General features: G+C 68.9%; 22 protein-coding genes. 15 read left to right on the forward strand and 7 right to left on the reverse strand.

Going from position 1 to position 23,347, the window contains the following annotated elements:
• Window positions 1-219: 219 nt before the first annotated feature.
• Window positions 220-984, reverse strand: coding sequence for a precorrin-6A synthase (deacetylating) (cobF, locus tag ACIRGA_RS38620; protein WP_400951552.1), 765 nt, complete (start codon window positions 982-984; stop codon window positions 220-222).
• 97 nt (window positions 985-1,081) lie between these two features.
• Here cobF and ACIRGA_RS38625 point away from each other — a divergent pair, with 97 nt between their 5' ends.
• From ACIRGA_RS38625 to ACIRGA_RS38635, 3 genes are read left to right on the forward strand one after another with little or no spacing between them, the layout of a single operon-like run.
• Window positions 1,082-1,288, forward strand: a complete 207-nt coding sequence (locus ACIRGA_RS38625) for a heavy-metal-associated domain-containing protein (protein WP_400951555.1) — start codon at window positions 1,082-1,084, stop codon at window positions 1,286-1,288.
• A complete protein-coding gene (locus tag ACIRGA_RS38630; RefSeq protein WP_400951557.1) occupies window positions 1,285-1,443 on the forward strand; it encodes a hypothetical protein in 159 nt (52 codons plus the stop codon). Before ACIRGA_RS38625 ends, ACIRGA_RS38630 begins: the two co-directional genes overlap by 4 nt.
• Before the next feature lie 41 nt (window positions 1,444-1,484).
• On the forward strand, window positions 1,485-3,644 hold the full coding sequence (locus ACIRGA_RS38635) for a heavy metal translocating P-type ATPase (protein WP_400951606.1): 2,160 nt from the start codon (window positions 1,485-1,487) through the stop codon (window positions 3,642-3,644).
• On the opposite strand, the gene ACIRGA_RS38640 is transcribed toward ACIRGA_RS38635, so the two are convergent.
• Window positions 3,645-3,926: a metal-sensitive transcriptional regulator gene (locus ACIRGA_RS38640; protein WP_400951560.1), complete on the reverse strand. Its 282-nt coding sequence runs from the start codon at window positions 3,924-3,926 to the stop codon at window positions 3,645-3,647. It lies immediately after the preceding gene.
• Window positions 3,927-4,093: 167 nt separating this feature from the next.
• Between ACIRGA_RS38640 and ACIRGA_RS38645 the strand changes: the two genes are divergently transcribed.
• Window positions 4,094-4,456 carry a YciI family protein gene (locus ACIRGA_RS38645; protein ID WP_400951563.1) on the forward strand — a complete coding sequence of 121 codons (363 nt, stop codon included), beginning with the start codon at window positions 4,094-4,096 and terminating at the stop codon, window positions 4,454-4,456.
• Here ACIRGA_RS38645 and ACIRGA_RS38650 read toward each other — a convergent pair.
• Entirely contained in the window at window positions 4,453-5,121 is a 669-nt protein-coding gene (locus ACIRGA_RS38650; protein WP_400951566.1) for a M protein, read from the reverse strand. The two genes, ACIRGA_RS38645 and ACIRGA_RS38650, sit on opposite strands and share 4 nt — an antisense overlap.
• Window positions 5,122-5,334: 213 nt before the next feature.
• Between ACIRGA_RS38650 and ACIRGA_RS38655 the strand changes: the two genes are divergently transcribed.
• The gene (locus tag ACIRGA_RS38655; protein ID WP_400951569.1) at window positions 5,335-6,030 is read left to right on the forward strand and encodes a maleylpyruvate isomerase family mycothiol-dependent enzyme; all 696 of its coding nucleotides are present in this window, start codon (window positions 5,335-5,337) and stop codon (window positions 6,028-6,030) included.
• On the opposite strand, the gene ACIRGA_RS38660 is transcribed toward ACIRGA_RS38655, so the two are convergent.
• The 4 genes from ACIRGA_RS38660 to ACIRGA_RS38675 form a co-directional block, all read right to left on the reverse strand.
• On the reverse strand, window positions 6,031-7,365 hold the full coding sequence (locus tag ACIRGA_RS38660; RefSeq protein ID WP_400951572.1) for a copper resistance protein CopC: 1,335 nt from the start codon (window positions 7,363-7,365) through the stop codon (window positions 6,031-6,033). It abuts the gene before it with no gap.
• Complete coding sequence (locus ACIRGA_RS38665; protein ID WP_400951574.1) at window positions 7,362-7,940, reverse strand: hypothetical protein; 579 nt, start codon at window positions 7,938-7,940, stop codon at window positions 7,362-7,364. The genes ACIRGA_RS38660 and ACIRGA_RS38665 overlap by 4 nt, the downstream gene beginning before the upstream one ends.
• Window positions 7,941-8,056: 116 nt before the next feature.
• Window positions 8,057-8,743, reverse strand: a complete 687-nt coding sequence (locus ACIRGA_RS38670) for a winged helix-turn-helix transcriptional regulator (RefSeq protein WP_400951577.1) — start codon at window positions 8,741-8,743, stop codon at window positions 8,057-8,059.
• 40 nt (window positions 8,744-8,783) lie between these two features.
• Complete coding sequence (locus ACIRGA_RS38675) at window positions 8,784-9,623, reverse strand: BTAD domain-containing putative transcriptional regulator (protein ID WP_400951580.1); 840 nt, start codon at window positions 9,621-9,623, stop codon at window positions 8,784-8,786.
• Window positions 9,624-9,845: 222 nt separating this feature from the next.
• Between ACIRGA_RS38675 and ACIRGA_RS38680 the strand changes: the two genes are divergently transcribed.
• The 10 genes from ACIRGA_RS38680 to ACIRGA_RS38725 all read left to right on the forward strand — a co-directional run bounded on the left by ACIRGA_RS38680 (window position 9,846) and on the right by ACIRGA_RS38725 (window position 23,182).
• On the forward strand, window positions 9,846-12,116 hold the full coding sequence (locus ACIRGA_RS38680) for a TOMM precursor leader peptide-binding protein (protein ID WP_400951583.1): 2,271 nt from the start codon (window positions 9,846-9,848) through the stop codon (window positions 12,114-12,116).
• Between the two features lie 42 nt (window positions 12,117-12,158).
• A complete protein-coding gene (locus tag ACIRGA_RS38685; RefSeq protein WP_400951609.1) occupies window positions 12,159-13,604 on the forward strand; it encodes a SagB family peptide dehydrogenase in 1,446 nt (481 codons plus the stop codon).
• A gap of 96 nt (window positions 13,605-13,700) precedes the next feature.
• The gene (locus ACIRGA_RS38690; protein WP_400951586.1) at window positions 13,701-14,603 is read left to right on the forward strand and encodes a helix-turn-helix transcriptional regulator; all 903 of its coding nucleotides are present in this window, start codon (window positions 13,701-13,703) and stop codon (window positions 14,601-14,603) included.
• Window positions 14,604-14,757: 154 nt separating this feature from the next.
• Window positions 14,758-15,714: a DUF1702 family protein gene (locus tag ACIRGA_RS38695; RefSeq protein ID WP_400951612.1), complete on the forward strand. Its 957-nt coding sequence runs from the start codon at window positions 14,758-14,760 to the stop codon at window positions 15,712-15,714.
• Window positions 15,711-17,675, forward strand: a complete 1,965-nt coding sequence (locus tag ACIRGA_RS38700; protein ID WP_400951590.1) for a CRTAC1 family protein — start codon at window positions 15,711-15,713, stop codon at window positions 17,673-17,675. The genes ACIRGA_RS38695 and ACIRGA_RS38700 overlap by 4 nt, the downstream gene beginning before the upstream one ends.
• Window positions 17,672-18,667, forward strand: coding sequence for an enediyne biosynthesis protein (locus tag ACIRGA_RS38705; protein WP_400951592.1), 996 nt, complete (start codon window positions 17,672-17,674; stop codon window positions 18,665-18,667). Before ACIRGA_RS38700 ends, ACIRGA_RS38705 begins: the two co-directional genes overlap by 4 nt.
• Window positions 18,664-20,016: a cytochrome P450 gene (locus tag ACIRGA_RS38710; RefSeq protein WP_400951595.1), complete on the forward strand. Its 1,353-nt coding sequence runs from the start codon at window positions 18,664-18,666 to the stop codon at window positions 20,014-20,016. The genes ACIRGA_RS38705 and ACIRGA_RS38710 overlap by 4 nt, the downstream gene beginning before the upstream one ends.
• Window positions 20,017-20,021: 5 nt before the next feature.
• Window positions 20,022-20,579, forward strand: coding sequence for a DUF5987 family protein (locus ACIRGA_RS38715; protein WP_400951598.1), 558 nt, complete (start codon window positions 20,022-20,024; stop codon window positions 20,577-20,579).
• Complete coding sequence (locus tag ACIRGA_RS38720) at window positions 20,576-22,228, forward strand: GMC family oxidoreductase N-terminal domain-containing protein (RefSeq protein ID WP_400951601.1); 1,653 nt, start codon at window positions 20,576-20,578, stop codon at window positions 22,226-22,228. Before ACIRGA_RS38715 ends, ACIRGA_RS38720 begins: the two co-directional genes overlap by 4 nt.
• Before the next feature lie 3 nt (window positions 22,229-22,231).
• Window positions 22,232-23,182, forward strand: coding sequence for a carboxymuconolactone decarboxylase family protein (locus tag ACIRGA_RS38725; RefSeq protein ID WP_400951604.1), 951 nt, complete (start codon window positions 22,232-22,234; stop codon window positions 23,180-23,182).
• Window positions 23,183-23,347 lie beyond the last annotated feature (165 nt).

Consider the following 23,347-nt stretch of genomic DNA (forward strand, 5'->3'; position numbering starts at 1 on the left):
GTAGGACACCGCCGGACTAACATTAGAAAAGAAGGGTCCAGGCCCCGGTCGAGAACCACGAGTTCTCCCGGGACCTGGACCCTTTTCTCATACCCGAAACCCGTCACACCCGTGATTGAACCCGTCACACGCGTGTCCAGAGACGTAACTCGCGTGATCAGACGAGTTACGCCTCTGGACACGCGAATGACGTCTCTGATCACGCGAGTGACGTGGAGGTCAGGGGTGGGTGGGGCGTCGTAGGTGGTAGATGTCCATGATCCAGCCCTTGCGGGAGCGGGCGGAGGCGCGGGCGGAGCGGATTTCCGCGGCCAGGCCGGCGGTGAGGGGGCCCGAGAGCAGGAGCTCGTCGGGCGTCCCGAGGTACGCGCCCCAGTAGATCTCCAGACCGGTGTCGGTGAACTGTGAGAACGTGCAGTTCGCGTCGAGCATCACGAAGACGTCGTCCACGTCCTCGGGCCAGCCGGCTTCGAGGCGGCGGCCGGTGGTGACGAGGACCGGGCGGCCGATCTGGTTCATCGTGGTCCGGTGCCGGGACGTCAGGGCGGCCACGCTGCTGACCCCGGGGATGACGTCGTACTCGAACTCCACCTTCCCCCGGTCGAGCACCGCGTCCAGCAGGGTCAGGGTCGAGTCGTAGAGCGCGGGGTCGCCCCAGACCAGGAACGCGCCCCGCTCGTCGGGACCCAGGGAAGCGATCATGCTCTCGTAGACGTCGGTCCGGAGCCGGTGCCAGTCGGCGACGGCCTTCCGGTAGTCGTCCGGTGTACGGTCGCGTTCGGGGTCCGGTGCGCGAACGACCCGGTAGCCGGGCCGTTCGACGAACCGGTCGAGGATCTCCTGGCGCAATGCCACCAGGTCCTGCTTTTCCGAGCCCTTCTCGAGGACGAAGAACACATCGGTCTCGTTGAGCCGCCGGATCGCCTGGACGGTCAGGTGGTCCGGGTCGCCGGCGCCGATGCCGATGGCGGAGATCTTCCTCATTTCCGCAGTGTCCCCGCACCCTCTGTGCACACCCCTACCCCCACGGGGTATAAAGGGAAGTGATCGCTTCGCCTGTCCTGTAGAGGAGTTCGCACCGATGGCCGAAACCACCTACATCGTCAAGGGCATGTCCTGCGGGCACTGCGCCTCCTCCGTCACCGAGGAGGTCAGCGGGATCGCGGGCGTCAGCGCCGTGAACGTGGACGTCGCCAGCGGCCAGGTCACCGTCACCAGTGAGGCGCCCCTGGACGTCCAAGCCGTCGACGCGGCCGTGACCGAGGCCGGTTACCAGCTCGTCTCGTGAGCACCGCCGTCAAGGTGTCGGCGTTCGCCGCGGCTCTGGTCGCGGTGTTCGCCGCCGCCTGGGCGATCGGCTCAGCCGTCGGGCCACTGGACGAAGCGCCCACGCCGCCGCCGACCAGCGAACACCACGGGCACCATCCGGGAGGTGTGCCGTGAGTGCCGGGACATCCCAGCGGGTCGAACTGGCCATCGGTGGGATGACCTGCGCGTCCTGCGCCGCGCGGGTCGAACGCAAACTCAACAAGGTCGACGGCGTCTCCGCCACGGTCAATTACGCCACCGAGAAGGCGCAGGTCGATTTCCCCGCCGCGCTCTCGGTCGAAGACCTCGTCGGCGTCGTCGAGTCCGCCGGCTACACGGCGCAGCCGCCCAAGCCCGACGAAGACGAGGACCCAACGGGCTCCCTGAGAACCCGTCTCGTGGTTTCCGCGGTGCTCGCCGTCCCGGTGATCGTGCTGGCGATGGTCCCGGCCTGGCAGTTCACCTACTGGCAGTGGGTCTCGCTGGCCTTGGCCGCACCGGTCGTCACCTGGGGTGCGTGGCCGTTCCACCGCCCGGCCTGGACGAACCTCCGCCACGGCGCCGCCACCATGGACACCCTGATCTCACTCGGCGTCGTCGCCGCGACGCTCTGGTCGCTGTACGCGCTGCTGTTCGGCACCGCGGGGACACCCGGGATGCGGCACGGGTTCGAGCTGACCATGGAGCGCGGGTCCGGCGCGGGCAACGTCTATCTCGAGGTCGCCGCCGGCGTGACCACGTTCCTCCTCGCGGGACGCTACTTCGAGGCCCGGTCCAAGCGCCGCTCCGGCGCCGCGCTGCGGGCGCTGCTCGAGCTCGGCGCAAAGGACGTCGCGCTCCTGAAAGACGGCACCGAGAGCCGGGTCCCGATCGGCGAGCTGAAGGCGGGCGACGAGTTCATCGTGCGGCCGGGGGAGAAGATCGCCACCGACGGCGTCGTGACCGACGGTGGATCGGCCGTCGACCTGAGCATGCTGACGGGTGAAGCCGTCCCGGTCGAGGTGAGCGCCGGGGACGCCGTCGTCGGCGGGACGATCAACGCGGGCGGACGGCTCATCGTCCGTGCCACCCGGATCGGCGCGGACACGCGGCTCGCGCAGATGGCGCGGCTGGTCGAGGACGCGCAGAACGGCAAGGCGCGGGTCCAGCGGCTCGCCGACCGCGTGTCGGCCGTGTTCGTCCCGGTGGTGATCGCCCTCGCGGTCGGCACGCTCGGCTTCTGGCTCGGCGCGGGCAGCGGGGCGGACGCCGCCTTCACCGCCGCCGTCGCGGTCCTGATCATCGCCTGCCCGTGCGCGCTCGGGCTGGCCACGCCGACGGCGTTGCTGGTCGGCACCGGTCGCGGCGCGCAGCTGGGGATCCTCATCAAGGGGCCCGAGGTGCTCGAGTCCACTCGCGCGGTCGACACCGTCGTCCTGGACAAGACCGGCACGGTGACCGCGGGGAAGATGAGCCTCACCGACCTGTTCGGTGACGACGAGACCGAGGTCCTGCGGCTGGCCGCGGCGGTCGAGCACGCTTCCGAGCATCCGATCGCCCGCGCGATCGTCGAGGCTGCCGAAGAGCGGTTGGGTGGGCTGCCGCCGGTCGGCGGGTTCCGCAACGTCGAGGGCTTGGGCGTCTCCGGTGAGGTCGAGGGCAAGACCGTCCTGGCGGGCCGCGCCGCTCTCCTCGACCGGCACGGCATCGCCGTCGGCGACGAGTTCGACCAGGTCAAGACGGCCGCCGAGGATCGTGGCGCCACCGCGGTCGTCGTCGCTTGGGACGGCGAGGCGCGCGGTGTGGTCGTCGTCGCCGACACGGTCAAGCCGACTTCGGCCGAGGCCGTGGCGGAACTGAAAGCGCTCGGGCTCCGGCCTGTCCTGCTGACCGGCGACAACACCGGTTCGGCGCACGCCGTCGCCGCCGAAGTGGGGATCGACGAGGTCGTCGCGGAGGTGCTGCCCGCCGACAAGGTCGACGTCGTCAAGCGGCTGCAAGCCGAAGGCCGCGTGGTCGCCATGGTCGGCGACGGCGTCAACGACGCGGCCGCTCTCGCGCAGGCCGACCTCGGCCTCTCGATGGGGACCGGGACGGACGCCGCGATCGAGGCCGGTGACCTGACCCTGGTGCGCGGCGACCTGCGCGCGGCCGTGGACGCCATCCGGCTTTCGCGCCGCACGCTGGGCACGATCAAGGGCAACCTGTTCTGGGCGTTCGCCTACAACGTCGCCGCCCTGCCACTGGCCGCGCTCGGCCTGCTCAACCCCATGATCGCCGGGGCCGCGATGGCGTTCTCCTCGGTCTTCGTCGTCACCAACAGCCTGCGGTTGCGACGGTTCCGCGGCAGCGCTTGATCAGGACCGGACCAGCCGGGCGATGGCGTCGGACGCCTCCCGGACCTTGAGGTCGGCCTCTTCACCGCCCGCGGCGGCGGCGTGGACCACGCAGGTGGCGAGGTGCTCGTCCAGCAGTTCGAGGGAGAACGACTGCAGCGCCTTCGTGGCCGCGGACACCTGGGTCAGGATGTCGATGCAGTACTTGTCCTCTTCCACCATCCGCTGCAAACCGCGGATCTGCCCCTCGATCCGGCGCAAGCGCTTGAGGTAGGCCTCCCGCTCGTTGCCGTAGCCCGTCATTCCGCACCCGTTCTCTCGTCGTCCGCCTGTGGGGACCACTATACCCACCCAGCGTATATGCCCGGGGCGCCCGAAATTCGCGGGTGCCAGGATGTCGAGGACGTTCCGGCGGCTCCGACTCCTGCGTGAGTGGCCGGGCACCGGCCGGATGACCAGGAGGAACACCGATGAAGTACATGATCATGATCACGATGAACCCCACCGCCTGGGACGCCCTCCCCGAGGAGGAACGCAACGAGGTGGTCGCCCGCATCGACCCTTTCATGAAGAAGCTCACCGAGAGCGGCGAACTGCTGGGGACGCAGGCGCTGGGGGAGCCGAAGGAGAGCACGGTGGTCCGGGTGCGTGACGGCGTCCCGGTGGTCACCGACGGCCCGTTCGCGGAGTCGAAGGAGTACCTGGCCGGCTTCTACCTGGTCGAATGCGACAGCAAGGAGCGGGCGATCGAGATCGCGGGCCAGATCCCGGACGCGCATGTCAACGCGATGGAGATCCGCCCGGTGGTGTTTTCTTCGGGTGACCCCGCCTAGGTGGCGGCCGCTTCGGTGCCGGTGCGGGCTTCGGGCCTGCTCCGGCGCTGAACGGGCACTTCCGGCTTCGGTGAGTCGGGCACGGCCAGCACCACGCCGGCTTCGGTGAGCAGTTCGCGGCAGCCGACCAGTTGTTTCAGCACGTCGTCGCGCAGGCGGAGGGCCACATCGGCCTTCTGCCGCGCCTCGGTGACCAGGCGCTCGCCCTCTTCGGCGGCGTCGTCGAGCAGTTTCCGCGCCTTCGCCTGCGCGGCCTCGTCCCGCGCTGCGAGCGCGCGCATCGCCTCCGCGCGGCGCAGTGTCATGGCGCGCTCGAAGTCTTCGGCGACCCGCTTTCGTTCCGCTTCGGCCTTGGCGGCTTCTTCGGCGGCCCGGGCGGTGATGTCGTCGGCTTCCTCGCGGGTGAGTTCGAGCATCCGGCGCGATCGCTCCTGCAACGCGTCCGGGGCGATCGGCACGCGGCTGATCCGGTCGACGCTCGCTTTCAGTTCGCGATTTTCCTCTTGTGCGGCGGTGAGCTTGTCGGCGAGAGCTTCCCCGCGGCGGATCGCTTCGTCGCGTTCGGCTTCCACTCGTCGTAGTTCGGCTTCCACCTCGCGGACGAATTCCCGGACCTGCGCGCGATTGAAACCACGCCACGCCAGATCGAAGCCGGGCATCTCCATTGGTCACCTCCACAGTGGTCGATGTGTCACCGTTGGGCGCTTTTCTTTGCCACACGGGGCTTTCACTGACCAGTGTGCCTGAAGCCGCGACGACACGCGCCACGGGTGGGTGGTCTTTGCGGTGAACGGTCCACCGCAAGCGGGAAGAAGGGTGAAGCTTCCCCGCGATGGGAGAATGGACGACCATCGCTTACTCCTACTGGAGGTGGCCGCGTGACGAGTAGCCGAATTCGGGTCCCTGGCTGGAATACGGCGACAGCGGCCGAAGGATATCGGCAGGTCAGAGAGAACATCGTGATCTTGCTCGGTGATCACGCGGGGGCGGACGGGCGCGTCGTCCCGGCCTGTCCACAGTGGACCGTCCGGGAGCTGATCGCGCATCTGACCGAGATCTGCGACCGGGTGATCACCCGGTTCGGTGGCGAGGCCTGCCCGATTCCGGAGACGGCGTCCGTCGTCGAATTGCTGAAGCTCTGGACCGAACGCGGCCCCGAGGCCGACACCCTCCTCGCCGCCGACGGCGACGGGAAGAGCCGTGGCGACATCATGGTGATGGACGCCTTCACCCACGAACTCGATCTCCGGTACGCGCTCGGCGCTCCGCCGCCCGAAGCGCACGCGGCCTGGCTGCGGGGATTCGAAGTGCTCGTCAGCGGGCTCGGTTCCTCGCTGGGCAGGCACGGACTGCCGGGAATGCGGATCGAGACCGAAGGCGCGACCTGGATCGCGGGCACCGAACCGGTCGCCGCGGTGCTCTCTGGTGCGCCCGTGGACCTGTACCGGGCGCTCGCCGGGCGCCGGAGCCCGGCCCAGATCGCCGCCATGGACTGGCTGGGTGATCCCGAGCCGTGGCTCCGGGCCTTCACCTGGGGACCGTTCACCCCGCCGGCCGAGGAGATCGAGCGGTGATCAGCCGGTCGGGGACATCGACGACAACGCGGCGGCCAGCGCGAGCACCACGGCCACGATCAGCACCTCGGCCCCGACGCTGACCCGCAGTTTCCGCAGGTCGGCGGTCACCACGCCGGTACCGCCGCGGCCGGAGACCCCGCGGCGCACCGCGGCACGGCTCAGGTTCGCCACCAGCAGCAACGCGGCGAACCCGGTCAGCTTCAGCACGAAGACGATGCCGTAGGCCGACGTCCAGAGCGCCTCCACCGAAGGGACGAGCCGGAAGCCCAGATACGCCCCGCTGACCACCATGATCACGATCGACCAGGTGGCGATCGGATGGAACCGCGCCAGCGCCGGCTCGGCCTCGGCCGCCGAGTACCGGCCGCGCAGGAGCACGGCCAGCTGGATCAGCCCGCCGACCCAGACGGCCATCGCGCCGAAATGCGCGAGGTCCGCGCCGACCGAGAGGAACATGATCTTGTCGGCCACCGCGTGCCCGGTCGCGGAGAAGCTCAGCATCACGATGAACCCGGCCGCGATGCCGAGGTTCTCGTGACGCGAGCGCAGCCGGTCCGGCAGATCGCCCGCCAGCAGCCGCCGCGCGATCACGGCGAGCGCGACGATCGCGGCCAGGCGCAGGAGCAGGAGCTTCCCGTACGCCACGCGCAGGGTCGCCTCGATCAGGGCCGGATCGAAGATCGCGCCCGCCCCACGGCCCGCGACGTACGGGCCTTGCAGCAGGAACCCGGCCACGGCCGTGACGCCCGAGAGCCACAGGCCCGCGGTGATCAGCTTCCGCGCCGCCGGGTCGGTCCGGCCGCCCGGACGGCAGACCAGCACGAACACCAGTCCGCCGAGCAGCGCGACACCGCCGAAGGAACCCCAGCGGAAGGTCGTGAACAGCGCGTCGGTCACCGGGTCGGTCCCGGTGGAGGCGGACACCGCGCCCGCCGAGGTGATCAGGGGGCCGGTGCCGATCACGAAGGCGATCGTGCCGCGCACCGGATGTGAATCGACCGAGACGAAGGCGTACTCGACGAGATAGCTGCCGTCGGGAAGGCCGGGCTCCAGTTCGACGGCGACCTCTTCGGCGACCTCGCCCGGCTGGAACACCGGACCGGACACCACGTCGACGCCCTGTTGGTCGACGACCTTGATCGAGTTCGGCTGGATGCCGATGTTCTCCGACAGGGTGATCGAGACCTGCGCGGGCGCCGAGGTGAGCCGGGCGCCGTCGGCGGGGTTCGAGGAGAGGAGTTCGACGTGGGCCGAAGCCGGGGCCGCGGCGAGCACCGCGACCCCGAACCACGCCGCCACGAGGGCCAGGAGCGCGAAGAGCCTCCCGGTCACGATGCCGCTGTCGCCAGCTCACGCCGGCTGACGGGCGAGCACGTGCAGCCGGTCAGCTCCCGCTCGGCGGCGGCGGCCTTCCGGTGCACGATCATCGCGATGATCATCGGGATGGTGACGATCGTGTTGTAGAACAGGTGCAGTTCCACGCGCGGGATGAACAGCTGGATGATGCTGCTCGGCGCGGTGCCGCCGCCGAGCCGCCAGCCGCTCTGCGCCTGGACCAGCAGGAGCAGATGTTCGATGTGGTGCCAGAACTGCAGGCCGAGCGCCAGGTTCCACCACTGCCGCGAGCGGCCGGCGAAACCCTTGCGCAGGGCGAACAGGAAGATCAGCATGACGATGGCGTAGCCGTAGTGCAGCCATTCGGAGCTGATCAATTTCGGGAAGGGAATGCCGAGCACACCGCGGGCGTCCGAGGTCTTCCAGCCGAGGGCGTAGATCTGGAACGCCTGCACGAGGTGTTCCGCCCAGTGGGCCACCACGACCACCGCGAAGGTGAGGAGCGCCGCGCGGTGGTATTTCCCGTTGAGCGAGGCGAGCAGACCAGGGCGACGCGAATCGAGTGCGGCCATGAAAGAGCTCCTAGGGCGAAAGACCGACCGGTGACGGATGTCGACGATATCCCGCGTTTCGAAGGTTTCCGTTACTCCGGATTGCTGATCCGGACGGCGGTGTTACGCCGGATGGATCAGCGGACGACGATTCCGTCGGACATTTTCGGAGCGGCGGGAATGTGGAACAATTCCGTGAACAGCTCCAAATGCTCGAAGGCGCCCTCGATGCGGATCTTTCCGGTGCGGGTCGCGTCGGCGGCGGAGAGATCGCCGCTCAGCAGATCCTTGATGAACGGGCCGAGCGGTTCGATGACCGCGTCCGCGCCGGGGTGCGCTCCCTCCGCGACCTTGAGCGCGCCGTCCTCGACGATCGCGTGCAGGACCATCTCACCCGGATAGCGCAGTTCGTAGGTGACCTGGACGCCCTTGGCCTTTTCACTCCGGAAGGTCGTGTACAGCGAGAGGATCGCCGAATCCAGGGTGAAGACGTCCTCGGCACCGGGCTGCCCGAGCGAGCGCGCGCCCCAAAGCCCGAGGTCCAGCACGATCTGGTCGAGTTCGCTGCCGTATTCGGTGAGCTCGTAGACCACCGCGGCGTCGAGCTGGGGGAGCAGGCGGCGGCGGAGCACACCGGACTGCTCGAGTTCGTTGAGCCGCGCGGACAGCGTGCTCGCCGGGATCTTGGGCAGGCCCGCCTGCAGTTCGGTGAACCGCTTCGGGCCGAGGACGAGGTCACGGACGATCAGCAGCGACCAGCGCTCGCCGATGATCTCCAGCGCGCGGGCCAGCCCGCAGAACTGTCCATAGGTACGACTGCTCATCCGTCGATCCTCACTTTCGTTTCCGTGGCGGGAGCGGGGTTCACGCGGGTTCACCTTCGGACAGCAGATCGTGGTGCAGGACCTGCAGTTCGTCACAGGGTTCCACGCCCAGTTCGTTGTTGAGCCTCGTTCGCACCTGACGGTACGTGGCGAGGGCGTCGGAGCGCCGCCCGCTGCGGCCGAGCACGCGGATCAGCTGCCCGTGCAGGGCCTCGTCGAGCGGGTTCGCGGTGACGAGGGAACGCAGCTCGCCGATCAGCTCGTGCCGCATCCCGGCCGCGATGTCCGCCTCGATCCGCAGGTGCAGGGTGCTGCGCCGCTGTTCGACGAGGTCGACCGCGTACGCCGACAGCACCGGTCCACAGTGGACGTTCGCGAGCGGCGGCCCGGACCACAGGTCGAGCGCGGACCGGAAGGCCTTGGCCGCTTCGGTGTGCTCGCCGCGCAGTTGCAGCTCGCGGCCCTTGTGCTGCAGCGCCTGGAACTCGAAGACGTCCACCTGCTCCGGGGCGATCCGGAACACGTAACCGGGCGGTTTCGTCGCCAGCATGGTCTCGCCGTACGGGGCGAGCTCGTTCTCGTCGATGCACTTGCGCAGCTGGTAGACGTAGGTGTGCATGGTGGTGCGGACGCTGCGCGGCGGGTCGTTGGCCCACAGTTCCTGCACGATCGTGTCGATGTGCACGATCTTCCCCGGGCTCATGACCAGCATGGCGAGCACCTGCAACAGCTTCGGCGTCGTCGGCGCGTAGTCGATCCCGTCCCGCACGAGTTCGAGTGGGCCGAGGAGGCTGAAACGGACGGGGCTTGCGGGCGGAGCCGGAATCGGGTTGGGTGCCGAGCCGTGGTGCTTGTCCGCTACTCGTGATCCGGTGTACATCGCAAGCGCCCTCCAGCTCGATACGCGTCGTGACCTGATTCCCAGCTCTTCGACAGTGACAGAGCGGCCGGTCGCGGGGCCAGTGAGCCGTCCACCAGGCCCCGCATGCGTGTCTCCCGGAAGAACATGGGTTTTTCACATCCGACGTGTGAAGCGAACACTGGCCGGTCGGGGCTCCACACAGCAGGATTCGAGAATCGAACCGACCTACTGGGGGTCATCATGCGCGAGGCATCGTCCACGCCCACCTCGATCGGCGGACTGGGATTCAAGCGGCATCTGCGAGCGGAGATCAGCGAGGGCAACGGCGCCTACCTGTTCTCCGAACAGGGGGTCATCGCGATCCGGGGCGCGCAGGTCGCTTCGGTGGCGGCGCTGCTCGACGGCACGCGTGACCTCGACGGGCTCCTGTCCGCGTGCCCGGAGGGGATGAACGCCGAGCAGGTCACCGGCGTGGTGGCCCGGCTGGTCGAGGCCGGTCTGGTCACCGTCCGCGTCCCGGACGAGTTCAGCGGGGACGAGCGCGCGCTCGCGTACTGGGACGCGTGCGGTCTCGACGCGTCCGCGGTGGCCTGCCGTCAGAAGCCGGCGACGGCGAGCCTGACCGCGATCGGGCGCGGCGTCGACACCTCGCAGGTGGCGAACGCGCTGGCCGCGAGCGGTATCGAAGTGGTCGAGACGGCTTCCGAGCTGGCCATCGTGCTGTGCGACGACTATCTCGACCCGAGGCTGGCCGAGATCGACGCCGAGCACCGGCGGACCGGGCGGCCCTGGCTGATGGCCCGTCCTTCGGGTTCGCAGGTGTGGATCGGTCCGATCATGCAGCCCGGCCGGTCCGGCTGCTGGCACTGCCTGACGAACCGGTTGTGGGGGCACCGGCACGCCGAGGCCTGTGTGCAGGAGGTACTGGGGCACGACGGTCCCGCGGCGTTCCCGATGCCGGCCGTGCCGCCGCTGACCGCGGCCGCGTCGCACCTGATCTCCCTCGAAGCGTCCAAATGGCTGGCGGGACACCGCTATCCGGGGCAGCAGGCCGTGTGGATCCTGGACACCCTCGACCTGCAGGGGCGGCTGCACGAACTGCGGCGCCGTCCGCAATGCCCCGAATGCGGCGACGAAGGGATCGTTTCCGCGCGGACGGCCGAGCCGATCGTGCTGCGGGAGGCCAAGAAGGCGACGTCGGGCGGTGGCGGGCACCGGACGCTCACCCCGGTCGAGGTGCTCGACCGCTACGGCCACCTGGTCAGCCCGGTCACCGGCATCGTCAAGGAGATCGCCCGCGACCCGAGGTCACCGGCGTTCGTGAACGCGTACCGCTCCGGGCTGAACGTCGCGCGCCGCGTGCGCGGCGAGGCGGGGCTGCAGGCCGGGCTGCGCGGGGACAACGGCGGGAAGGGCGCGAGCCCGCTCGACGCCGAGGTCGGCGCGCTGTGCGAGGCGATCGAACGGTTCTCGGCGAACTACCAGGGTGACGAACTGCGGATCCGCGACACCTTCCGCGCGCTCGGCGACGACGCCGTCCACCCGAACTCGTGCATGCTCTTCGACGAGCGCCAGTACGACACGCGTGTCGAGTGGAACGCCAAGCACGCGAACTTCCAGCACGTCCCCGACCGGTTCGACACCGAGGCCGCCATCGACTGGACACCGCTTTGGTCGCTCTCGCAGCAGCGGCGGAAGCTGATGCCGACGGCGTACCTCTACTACGGGGTGCCGCCGGAGTGCGGGCTCACCGGGATGCGCGCGGACTCCAACGGCTGCGCGGCCGGAAGCAGCATCGAGGACGCGGTCCTGCAGGGCCTGCTCGAACTCGTCGAACGCGACGCCGTCGCGATGTGGTGGTACAACCGGCTTCCCGTGCCCGGCGTCGACATCGCCTCGTTCGACGACCCGTGGGCAGAGGAGATGGTCGGCCAGTACGCGCGGGCGGGCCGGGAACTGTGGGTGCTCGACCTGACCGCGGACCTCGGTGTGCCGGTGATGGTCGCGCTGTCCAGGAGTATCGCCGGGCCGCGCGAGAACGTCATGATGGGCTTCGGCGCCCACCTGGACCCCAGGACGGCGTTGCGGAGGGCGGTCAGCGAGCTCAACCAGATGATCCCGGCGGTGCTCGCGAACGACGTCGAACTCGACGATCCCGACGCGTCGCAGTGGCTCCGGTACGCGACCGTCGGGAACCAGCCGTATCTGCTGCCGGCGCCGGGGCGGTCGGCGAAACGCGCGGCGGATTTCAAGTTCGTCCGGCGGGCCGATGTCCGTGACGACGTGGAGTCCTTGGTGCGCAAGCTTTCCGCGCTGGGAATGGAGACACTCGTGCTGGACCAGACCAGACCCGACATCGACCTCCCGGTGGTCCGCGTGGTGGTTCCGGGGCTGCGCCCGTTCTGGAGCCGGTTCGCCCCCGGGCGGCTGTTCGACGTACCGGTGCGGCTGGGAAGGCTCGCCGAGCCGACTCCTTATGACCGGCTGAACCCCTTCCCCATGTTCTTGTAGATCAAGCTGGAGCAACCGTTGACGACAGATCCCCCCGGCGGAGTGGCCGAAACGATCCCCTTGTGGTCGCTCACCGACGACAGCCTTGTCGAGATCGGTGAGGACGGCTCGCTGGTGGTCGTCACCCGCTGGGGCGAGTACGAGTTCGACCGCCCGGAACCGCTGGTGCTGGAATCGTTGCGGCGTATGGCCTTGGGGCCGGTCTCACTGGCGAACGTGACGTCTTCGTGGGAGCCCGTCGAACGGGAGCCCGATCTCGAAGGCGAGCTGAGCTGGACGGCCGAAGGCGCCGACGCGCTGCGGCAGGCGCTGAAGGAACTCGGCGGTTCCGTGGTGCGCTCGCTCGGGCTGGCCGATGGCAGGGGACCGCTGCTGTCGGTGATCCCGGTCGTGCTCGCGCCGGTGTTCACGCCGGTGGAGATCCCGCCCACGCGCGCGATCCGGTTGTCCCGCTTCAGTTCCCTGCGCTCCGACGCCGAAGGGATGGCGTTGGAGTCGCCGTCCGCGCGCTATCGGGTCGTGCTGTCCCAGCCGTGGGCGGTGCACGTCGCGGCGACACTGGCGACGGCGAAATCGGTCGGGGAAATCGTGTCCACGACCGGGATCGACGCCGCCGTGGTCGGCGCGATCGTGTCCTATCTGGTCGCCGCGGGCGTCGTCCAGGTCGCCGGGGAACACGGCCGGTTCGCCGAGGACGACGATCCCGAACTGGGCGTGTGGTCCCCGGACGAACTGTCGTTCCACACCACCAGCCGGACCTGGCGGCCTGGTGGCCCGGCGGACCTGCCCGGCCTCGGGAGGCCGCCGGTGGTGAAGGCCGCGACCGGCGAGGGGCCGGCGCATCCGCTGTACCGGCCGGATCTGACCGACCGCGCGGAGACCGATCCGACGCTGACGGCGTTGCTGGAGAACGACCACACCTGCCCCGAATTCAGCGAGGGCGTGCTGACCGCCGAGCAGATCGGCGAGTTCCTGTTCCGCGGCGCGCGGATCCGGTCGATCGGTCCCGCGCACCTGCCGAACGGGCCGGCCCACAGTGCTTCGCAGCGGCCGTATTTCAGCGTCGCCTGCCTGTACGAACTCGAGTTGTACGTCTCGGTCAACCGCTGCTCGGGGCTGGATCGCGGGATCTACCACTACGACCCGCTGGAGCATCGGCTCGTCCTGGTCAACGCCGACGGGGCCGATCTCGACGCGATGCTGGACATGGCGATGATCGGCGGTGGTAACCACCAACGGCCTTCGGCGCTGATCACCGTGACCGCGCGGATGCCGCGGATGGCGTCCGTCCTCGGTGGTGGCGCGTACGCCACCACGCTGGCGCACGTCGGTGCGCTGCAACAGACGCTGTACCTCGTCGCCCGCGCCATGGGGCTGGCCGCGCACGCCGTCCCGGTGGACGCCGGTGACCGCGTCGACCGCGCGCTCAAGCTCGACTGGCCCGCCGAGGTCAGCGTCGGCGAGTGCGTGCTCGACCTCCCGGTCTGAGTGGCCTGGGTCTCGATCGCTCGTCGAGCACGCTGAAATCGCCGCCGCGTTTGCTGTCAGCAGAGGAAAAGCGACAGCGAATCCGAGGTTGGTCTGATGCAGCTACGAACAGTCGCCATGGCGGCGAACGAGAAAGGCGTCACCGAACCCGGTCGGCTCCCCGAGCCGGCGTCCCCCTTGCAACCTGCGGTGTTGCAGGCCATCTCATCGATGCACGCGAGGTACTTCGACCCGATCACCTTGGGCGACCTGGCATCGGAAGTCTTCGTCAGCCCGTTCCACTTCTCGCGGATCTTCACCAAGGCGACCGGTGTCACCCCCGGCCGGTACCTCACCGCGATCCGGCTCTTCGAAGCGAAACGACTGCTGCTGACGACATCGCTGACGGTGTCGGACATCGTGTGCAGCGTCGGCTACAGCAGCGTCGGCACGTTCACCAGCCGCTTCACCCGTGCGGTCGGGATGACCCCGACCCAGTATCGCGACCCCGAGGTCGGCGAGCTGCTCGTCGCGCTGGCCCCCCATTTCCAGCGTCTTCCGACCCTGGAAGCGTTGCACAGCGCCGGAATGGGCAGCGCCACGATGCGCAGCGGCACCGGCACGATCAGCGTGCGGGTCGAAACCCCGCGCGGGGCGGGCCCGGCGAGTGTCCTCATCGGACTGTTCGCCGAGTCGATCCCGCAGTGCGGCCCGGTCGCCTTCGGTGGCAGGGCGAACGTCCTGTCCGCGGACATCGAGATCCAGAACGTCCCCGAGGGACGGTGGACCGTCATCGGGGTGGCCGAGCACGCCGCCGGGACCGCGGCCTCCTCGTTCTCCGTGGGCACGCTGCCCGGCCGCGTCGACATCACCCGGTACGGCCGGGTCCACCTGCGGATGCCGATGCGCGCCCCGCGGCCGACCGACGCGCCGATGGCGATCACCCTCGCCGGCGGCCCGACCTCCGCCGGTAACCGGATGACCATGCCCTCTCCCGAGTACCTCCGCGCGGTGGCCTGAGGAAGGTTATTCCCGCGTTCTCCCGGTTCCGCAAACCGGGAGAACCGCGGGCGCAACCGTGAGGTAGCCGCGTTATCGGCACCCATGTGAGCCTTTAAGCAAATTCGAATCCACCCGTTAGGGGGAGAGTGCGTTGGGCAATGGTTGGCGCACGATCAGACGTCGCATGATCACGCCGGACGTCTCCGAGACGTCACTGGACAAGCGCGGTTTCCACAAGAAGAGCCCGGCCGCTCAAGAATTGCTGGAGACCGTCGGTGAGAAATTCCTGCTCGGCTACGCTCACGCGGTCGAAGCGCGTTCCGTCGGCCAGGCGGAAGAATGGCTCGAAGATATTCCGGTGAAATACCGCGGCTTCGCCTACGAGGGCGCGGGAATGGGTTACGGAATGCTGGACGGGCTGCCCGGCGGCGGCCGTCGCCACATCGAGCGGTTCCTCGACGGCCCCGGCGAGAAGCACGACTACATCATCTACGTCGGCGTCGGCTGGGCGATGGCGCGGCTGCCGCGGTTCCGCTGGCCGTCCGCCGAGGACTTCGACCCGCTGCTGCGCTGGCTGGTACTCGACGGCTACGGCTTCCACCAGGCCTACTTCAAGACGGCGAAGTACGTCGACGGGCAGTTCCAAGACCCGGACTTCTCCTGGCCGCCCGGAAACGACGGCTACGCGCTGCGGGCGATCGACCAGGGCATCGGGCGGGCGCTGTGGTTCATCTGCGGTACCGACGTCGACCTGGTCGCCGACACGGTCGCGCGCTTCCCCGAACGGCGGCACGGAGACCTCTACGCCGGCATCGGGCTCGCCTCGACCTACGCGTGCGGTGTCACCGGTGACGAGCTGCGGAAGCTGGCCGAGTTCGCCGGTGAGCACCGGGGGAACCTCGCCCAGGGCAGTGCTTTCGCCGCCGAAGCCCGCGTCCGCGCCGGGCTGCTGATCCCCGAGACCGAGGTCGCCACGCAGGCGATCTGCGGGCTGCCGGCCGAGCGGGCCGCGGCCATCACCCAGGAGGTGCGCCCCGCGATCGTGGTCGACGGCGAACTCCCGGCTTTCGAAACCTGGCGACAGCGCATCGCCGCCGAGGTACTCACTTCTGGAGGTGCAGGGAAATGACCGCGACCTTGGGCTGGCTCCGCAAGCAGCTTGCGGGCATCGTGGCGCTGGTGCTGATGGCGGGACTGTTCGTGGTGGCGCAGCTGCCCACCGTCTCGACCGCCGAGGCCGACACCATGGCTTCGAAGTACGCGTTCGAACCGCTGACGATCGCCTTGCCGGAAGCGGCGAAGAGCCAGTCGATCCGGACGGTGAACAAGGAGTACGAGCATATCCGCGCCTGGATCTCGTCGGTCGGCGCCGCGATCGCGGTCAACGACCTCGACGGAGACAAGCTCGCGAACGACCTGTGCTTCGTGGACCCGCGCAGCGACCAGCTGGTGATCACCCCGACACCGGGCAAGGGCGGGGACCGCTACGCGCCGTTCGCGCTCGACGCGGCGCCGCTGCCGATGGGCAAGTACATCGCGCCCATGGGCTGCGTTCCCGCGGACTACAACGAGGACGGCCGGGTCGACCTGTTGGCCTACTACTGGGGCCGCACGCCGATCCTGTTCCTCTCGAAGCCGGGCGCCACGAAGCTGGAGCCCAAGGCCTACGAGCCGGTGGAACTGGTGCCGGGCAACAACTCCAAGAACGGTGAATACTCCGGTCCACTGTGGAACACCAACGCCGCCTCGGTCGGTGACTTCGACGGCGACGGCCACCAGGACATCTTCATCGGCAACTACTTCCCCGACAGCGCGGTGCTGGACGACCGCGTCGACGGCGGGGTCGAGATGAACAAGTCGATGTCGCATGCCGACAACAGCGGCGGCAAGTACATCCTGCGGTTCACCGGCGCCACCCAGGGCGCGAAGCCGAACGCGACGTTCGCCCTCGACGACAAGGCCATCCCGGCCGACGCCCGCGGCGGCTGGTCGCTCGCGGCCAGCGCCACCGACGTCGACGGGGACAACCTGCCGGAGCTCTACATCGGCAACGACTTCGGCCACGACCGCCTGCTGTACAACAAGTCCCGCCCCGGCCACGTCGAATTCGCCGAGGTCAAGGGGATTCGCGGGCCCAACGAGCCGAAGTCGAAGGTGATCGGCAACGACTCCTTCAAGGGCATGGGCGTGGACTTCGCCGACCTCGACCACGACGGTCTCTACGACCTGTACGTCAGCAACATCACGACGTCCTGGGGTATCGAGGAAAGCCACTTCCAGTTCATGAACACCGCCAAGGACACCGCGGATCTGCGCGGCCGTCTGCAGGGCGGCGAAGCGCCGTGGGTCGACCGCAGCGCGCAGGCCGGCACCGCGTGGTCCGGCTGGGGCTGGGACGTGAAGATCGCGGACTACAACAACAGCGGCGAATCGGTGATCACGCAGGCGACCGGGTTCGTCAAGGGCGACGTCAACCGCTGGCCGCAGCTGCAGGAACTGGCGACGTCCAACGACGAACTGCTGAAGCACCCGTACTTCTGGCCGAACATGGTCGCCGGTGACGACGTCGGTGGCGACCACACCCTGCACTTCTGGGCGAAGAGCCCGGACGGCCGCTACACCGACCTGGCCCCGCGCCTCGGTCTCGCGGTCCCGGTGCCCACCCGCGGTATCGCCACCGGTGACGCCGACGGTGACGGCAAGCTCGACTTCGCCGTGGCCCGCCAGTGGGAACAGCCGATCTTCTACCACAACGTCAGCCCCGATTCCGGGTCGTACCTGAACCTGAAGCTGGTGCACGACAAGGCTTCGGCCGACGGTCCGCTGCAGGCTGCGGGCACCGCGGCGATCGGCGCGCAGGTCACCGTCGTCACCCCCGACGGCAAGAAGTACATGGACCGCGTCGACGGCGGCAGCGGCCACTCCGGCAAGCGCAGCCACGAGATCCAGATCGGGCTCGGCAAGGTCACCGGGCCGGTGAAGGTCCACCTGCAGTGGCGTGACCTCACCGGGCAGATCCGCACGCAGGAAGTCCAGCTGACCCCGGGCAGCCACACGTTCCAGCTCGGCGCTCAGGCGAAGGAGAAATGACCGTCATGGCTGAGCAGACACTCACGGCACCGAAGAGCAACAAGACGATCACGGCCCTTCGCCGGTTCGCGATCTCGATCACCATCTTCAACATCATCGGCTACACCGTGCTCGGTTTCGAGCAGCCCTACACCTATCCGTTCATCGCGCTGGCGACGGCGTACACCACCGAGATCCTGCTGGAGATCATCGGCGCGCGGGCACAGGGCCGCCCGGTCCGCTTCCGGGGCAACGGTTTCAAAGGCCTGGTGGAGTTCCTCTTCCCCGCGCACATCACCGGTCTCGCGCTGAACATGCTCACCTACGTCAACGACCAGGTGCTGGTCATGATGTTCGGCGTCGTGGTCGCCGTCGGCGCCAAATGGGTCCTGCAGGCGCCGGTGCGCGGCAGGCTCCGCCACTACATGAACCCGTCGAACTTCGGCATCACGATCATCCTGCTGGTGTTCCCCTGGGCGAGCATCGCGCCGCCGTATCACTTCACCGAGCAGGTCGACTCGTGGGTCGGCTGGCTGATCGTCGGCATCATCATGGTGTCGGGCACCGTGCTCAACGCGATGCTGACCCAGCGCATGTGGCTGATCGGCGCCTGGCTGATCACCTTCGCGCTGCAGGCGATCATCCGTGGCCTGGTGTTCGACACCGCGATCCCCGGCGCGCTCGGGATGATGACCGGCGTGGCGTTCGTGCTCTACACGAACTACATGGTCACCGACCCCGGCACGACCCCGTCGAAGCCCGCGTCGCAGATCCTGTTCGGTTCGGGGGTGGCGCTGGCGTACGGGTTCTTCATGATCGTGCACGTGGCCTACGGCCTGTTCCTCGCCACCGCGCTGGTCTGCCTCATCCGCGGGATGTTCCTGTGGGGCCTGCACTTCTCCAAGAAGGCCACCGAGAAGTGGGAGGCCGAGCAGGCGAAGTCGGCCGAGATCACGTCCCTGCCCAAGCCGGCCGAGAAGCCGGAGACGGAAACCGGGGCCGTGGCGGCATGACCTCCGGTGCGGAATCCACCCGGGGGGCGCGTCTCGCGCCCCCCGGGCCGCCGCGCAGAGCGACCTTCGGTCTGCTGAAGAAGCTTTTCACCGACCGGCTGGCGCTCATGTCGGACTCGGCGGAGGCACACGGGGACGTCGTCCGGATCGCCATCGGTCCGAAGACGATGTACCTGGTGAACCACCCCGAACTGGCGAAACACGTGCTCGCGGACAACGCGGCCAACTACCACAAGGGAATCGGCCTTCAGGAGGCGAGGCGGGCGCTCGGCGACGGGCTGCTCACCAGCGACGGCGACGTCTGGCGGAAGCAGCGCCGGACCATCCAGCCGGTGTTCCAGCCCAAGCGGATCGCGCGGCAGGCCTCGGTCGTCGCGAACGAGGTCGAAGGACTCGTGAAACGCTTGCGGGACACCGAAGGACCGATCGAGATCCTGCACGAGATGACCGGGCTGACCCTCGGCGTGCTCGGCAAGACGCTGCTCGACGCGGATCTCGGCGGGTTCACCTCGCTGGGACATTCGTTCGAGGCCGTGCAGGACCAGGCGATGTTCGAAGCGGTGACCTTGAGCATGGTCCCGCAGTGGGCTCCGCTGAAGAAACAGGTGCGGTTCCGGGAATCGCGGGACGACCTCCGCCGCATCGCCGACGAACTCGTCGCGCAGCGGCTGGCGAACCCGGTCGAGAACGGCGAGGACGTGCTTTCGCGCCTCATCGCGACCGACGGGACCCGCGAGCAGATGCGGGACGAGCTGATCACGCTGCTGCTGGCCGGGCACGAGACGACGGCGAGCACGCTGGGCTGGGCGTTCCATCTGCTCGACGAGCATCCGGAGATCGCGGCGAAACTGCGTGCCGAGGCCGATGCGGTCCTGGGCGATCAGCTGCCGACGCACGAGGATCTGCACCGGTTGCCGTACACGGCGAGGGTCGTCGAAGAGGTCATGCGGCTGTACCCGCCGGTGTGGCTGCTGCCGAGGGTGGCGCAGGCCGACGACGAGATCGGCGGCTATCACATTCCCGCCGGGTCCGACGTCGTCGTCGTGCCCTTCACGCTGCACCGGCATCCGGCGTTCTGGCCGGAACCGGAGAAATTCGACCCGGACCGGTTCGATCCGGACCGGCCCAGCGGGCGGCCCCGCTACGCCTACATCCCGTTCGGCGCCGGGCCGCGATTCTGCATCGGCAACAGCCTCGGCGTGATGGAGGCCGTTTTCGTGCTGACGATGGTCCTGCGGGACCTCGAACTCAGGAAGCTCCCGGGCTACGACGTGGTTCCCGAGGCGATGCTCTCGCTCCGGGTGCGCGGCGGGCTGCCGATGACCGTGCACACCAGGAACAGGAGGTAGGTTCCGTGGATTCGGACGAACAGGTCGAGGTGTCCACTTTGGAGGCCTACGCGGACACGATCGTGCCGGGGGAGAAGCGATTCCCCGGCGACCACGCCATCGCCGGCGCTTCGCCGGGGCCGGGCGCGGTCGTCGCGGGCGCGCTCGAACTGCTGCACACCGAGGCGACCGGGGTGACCGTCGGACTGCCCTATCTGGCGCAGTCCCTCAACGACCACGCGAAGGTCTACGCCAAGGAGCACGATCTCACGCTGGACGAGTCGCTGCCGCCGTTCGTCGCACTGTCCTTCGTGGACAGGACGGCGCTCGTGCGGTCACTGACCGCGCCGGGACATCCGGAGAAGGACGGCTGGGTCAGCCTCGCCTTGTTCTGCAACATGTCCTTCGACAGCGCGGCGCACAAGCACACGGCCGAAGCCATCGCCGAGGGCCACCCCGGCCTGCTGGCGATGGGGTACACCGCGCCGGACGAAGACGGTCTGTGGCGGTTCCCGAAGTTCTCCTACCGCCGCGAGCTGGCCCGAGTCCACCCTGACACCACGCCTTCCGGGAGCCCCGCATGACCGCCTACGACAAGACCGACGTCGTCATCGTCGGCAGCGGGTTCGGCGGCTCCATCCCCGCCTACCACTTGGCCGCGGGCGGGGCGAAGGTCACCGTGCTGGAACGGGGACCGTGGCTGGAGACGAAGGAGTTCGAGCACGACTACCTGCTCGGCTCGTCCTACACCCGGGCCTTCGATTTCGTCGTCGGCGACGGGATGAGCGTGCTCGGCGGGAACTGTGTCGGCGGCGGCAGCGTGGTGTACTTCGCCGCGATGCCGCGCGCGCCGAAGTTCGTGTTCGAACGGCATGGCAGCATCGGCCGTCGCATGTGGCCTTCGGTGCTGACGCGCGACACCCTGGAGCCTTGGTACGACAGGGTCTCGGAGTCGCTTCCGGTGTCCACACAGGACTGGAACGACGTCTCGTACGCGGGCGGCCTGTGGGCCGCGCTGTGCGACCACTCCGGCCGGACGGCCAACCCCGCGCCGGTCGCGGTGGACAACGACCGCTGTGTGAACTGCAACTTCATGATGGCGGGTTGCCGGTTCGACGCGAAACGCTCGCTGCTGACCAACTATCTGCCCGCGGCGCTCGCGCACGGCGCGAAGATCCGGCCGCTGCACGAGGTCCAGCGGATCGAGCGGATCGACGGCGGCGACTACCGCGTGCACTTCACCGTCGTGGACGACGAGGACTACCGGCAGCAGTCCGGCAGCGGGACGATCGACGCGAAGGTCGTCATCATCGCCGCGGGTGCCGGCGCGACCCCGGTGATCCTGCAGCGTTCGGAGGCGGCGCTGGGCACCATGCCGCACGCGGTCGGCCGGTACTTCTCGGGCAACGGGGAGCGGCTCAACACCGCGATCATCAACGAGGAGCGGGTCCGCGAGGTGCTCGGACTGTCGCGTGAGGACGGGAAGGTCTACGAGGCCAACCACATCGGCAAGGGCCCGACTGTCGCGAACTGGGACAAGCTCGACGGCTCGCTGCCGGAGTACGAGCGGTATTCGCTGGAGCAGCTGTACTTCCCGCCCGGGCTCGGCACCATCCTCGCGCAGGTGCCGGATGGGGACGAGCCGCGCTGGTTCGGGGTGCAGAAGAAGGAGATCCTCAAGAAGTGGGCCTCCTGGCTGACCATCTTCCTGATGACCGAGGACGACAACGAGGGCGTCTTCGGCGCGCCGCCGCCCACCGGCAACGCCTACCGCATCTCGCAGCAGATGCTCGGCCGCGGCCCGCTGAAGTACGACCCGACGCCGAACACCCGGCACGGCTGGGCGCTGGCCGACGCGGAGTGCAAGGAGATCGTCGAGAAGGACGGCCTGGCGAAGGTGGCGCCGTGGACCAACGACGTCGTCGGCGCGTACACCGTGCACCCGCTGGCGTCGTGCCGGATCGGTGACGACCCGGCGACCTCGGCACTGCATCCGAACCACGAACTCCGTGACCACCCCGGGATCTTCGTGACCGACAGCGCTTCCGTGCCGGGCGCGCTGACGGTGAACCCGGCGATGACGATCGCGGCGCTGGCTGAGCGTTCGGTGCCGGGCATCGTGCGGGCGTTGCAGGCACGCGGTGTCGAGGTCACGTACGGCGCCCCGGCCCCGGACGGCTCCATCACCGGGCGGCGGGCGGTCGGCAAGCTGTCGCTGGTGGCCGGGAGCTGAGCCATGGCACCCGCGCTGGTGAGACTCGCGCTGCGGCGCGCGGTGCGCGAAGTCCGGTACGTCCGGCCGGTTCCCTACGGCCGGGCGACCGGGCTCGTGCGCGACGTCTACGGTCGGCTGGAACGCGACTTCGGGATGCTGGCCCCGCCGGTCGCGCTGCATTCGCCGTCCCCGGCGGTGCTCGCGGCGAGCTGGGTGATGCTGCGGGAATCGCTGGTGGCGGCGGGGGAAACGAGCCGGGCGGACCGGGAGATCGTCGCGACGCTGGTGTCGCGGGGGAACTCTTGTCCCTACTGTGTCGAGGTCCATGGGATGGCACTGGACTCGCTCGGGCGCTCCTCGGAGGCCGAGGCGATCGCCGAGGGGCGTTCCGTGGCGGATCCCCTCGCGGGGGCTTTGACGCCCGGCGCCAGGGCGGAGCTGACCGCGGTCGCGTTCACGTTCCACTACCTGAACCGGATGGTGAGCGTCTTCCTCGGACCTTCGCCGCTCCCGTCGTCCGTGCCGGATTCGGCGCGAGCGAAGGCGAAGGCCGTCTTGGGGCGGTTCCTTCGACCGGTGACGGGGGCTTCGCCGGGAGCGTCGTTGGACCTCCTGCCGGCGGGCTCCCGGGATTTCGGCTGGGCCGCGGGCAATCCTGTGGTCGAGGACGCGTTCTCCCGAGCCGCGTCGGCGTTCGCCGCCTTGGCGGTGCCTTCGGTCGTACGGGACGTCGTGGAGCGAGAACTGTCCACTTGGGATGGTCTGCCGCCCGGGTTGAGTCGATCGTGGGTGGACGCCTTCGACGATCCCGCGGTCCGGTTGGCCTTGGTGGTCGCGAAGGCGCCTTATCAGGTCGACGACGCTTTGGTGACGGCGGCGGGGCTGGGTGACCGGGAGCTGATCGAACTGGTGGGGTGGGCGAGTTTCACCGCCGCGGCCCGCGCTGTCGCGGTCGCCCCGCTTCGTGGTTAGCGAGCACGCCACCTTTGCCTTGCCTCCGGTTATTTTGAGCCGAAGGTCAAACGTGGCTTGTTCTCGGGCAGGCCGATGGTGGGATGAAGGCTCCCTTCGCCGCGTCTAACCTGGATCCACCGGTGGGTTTTGTTGGTGATCTTGGTGGGGTTTGTTGATCTTGTT

The sequence above is a fragment of the Amycolatopsis sp. NPDC102389 genome, assembly GCF_044765885.1.
In the GTDB taxonomy this organism is placed as follows: domain Bacteria; phylum Actinomycetota; class Actinomycetes; order Mycobacteriales; family Pseudonocardiaceae; genus Amycolatopsis.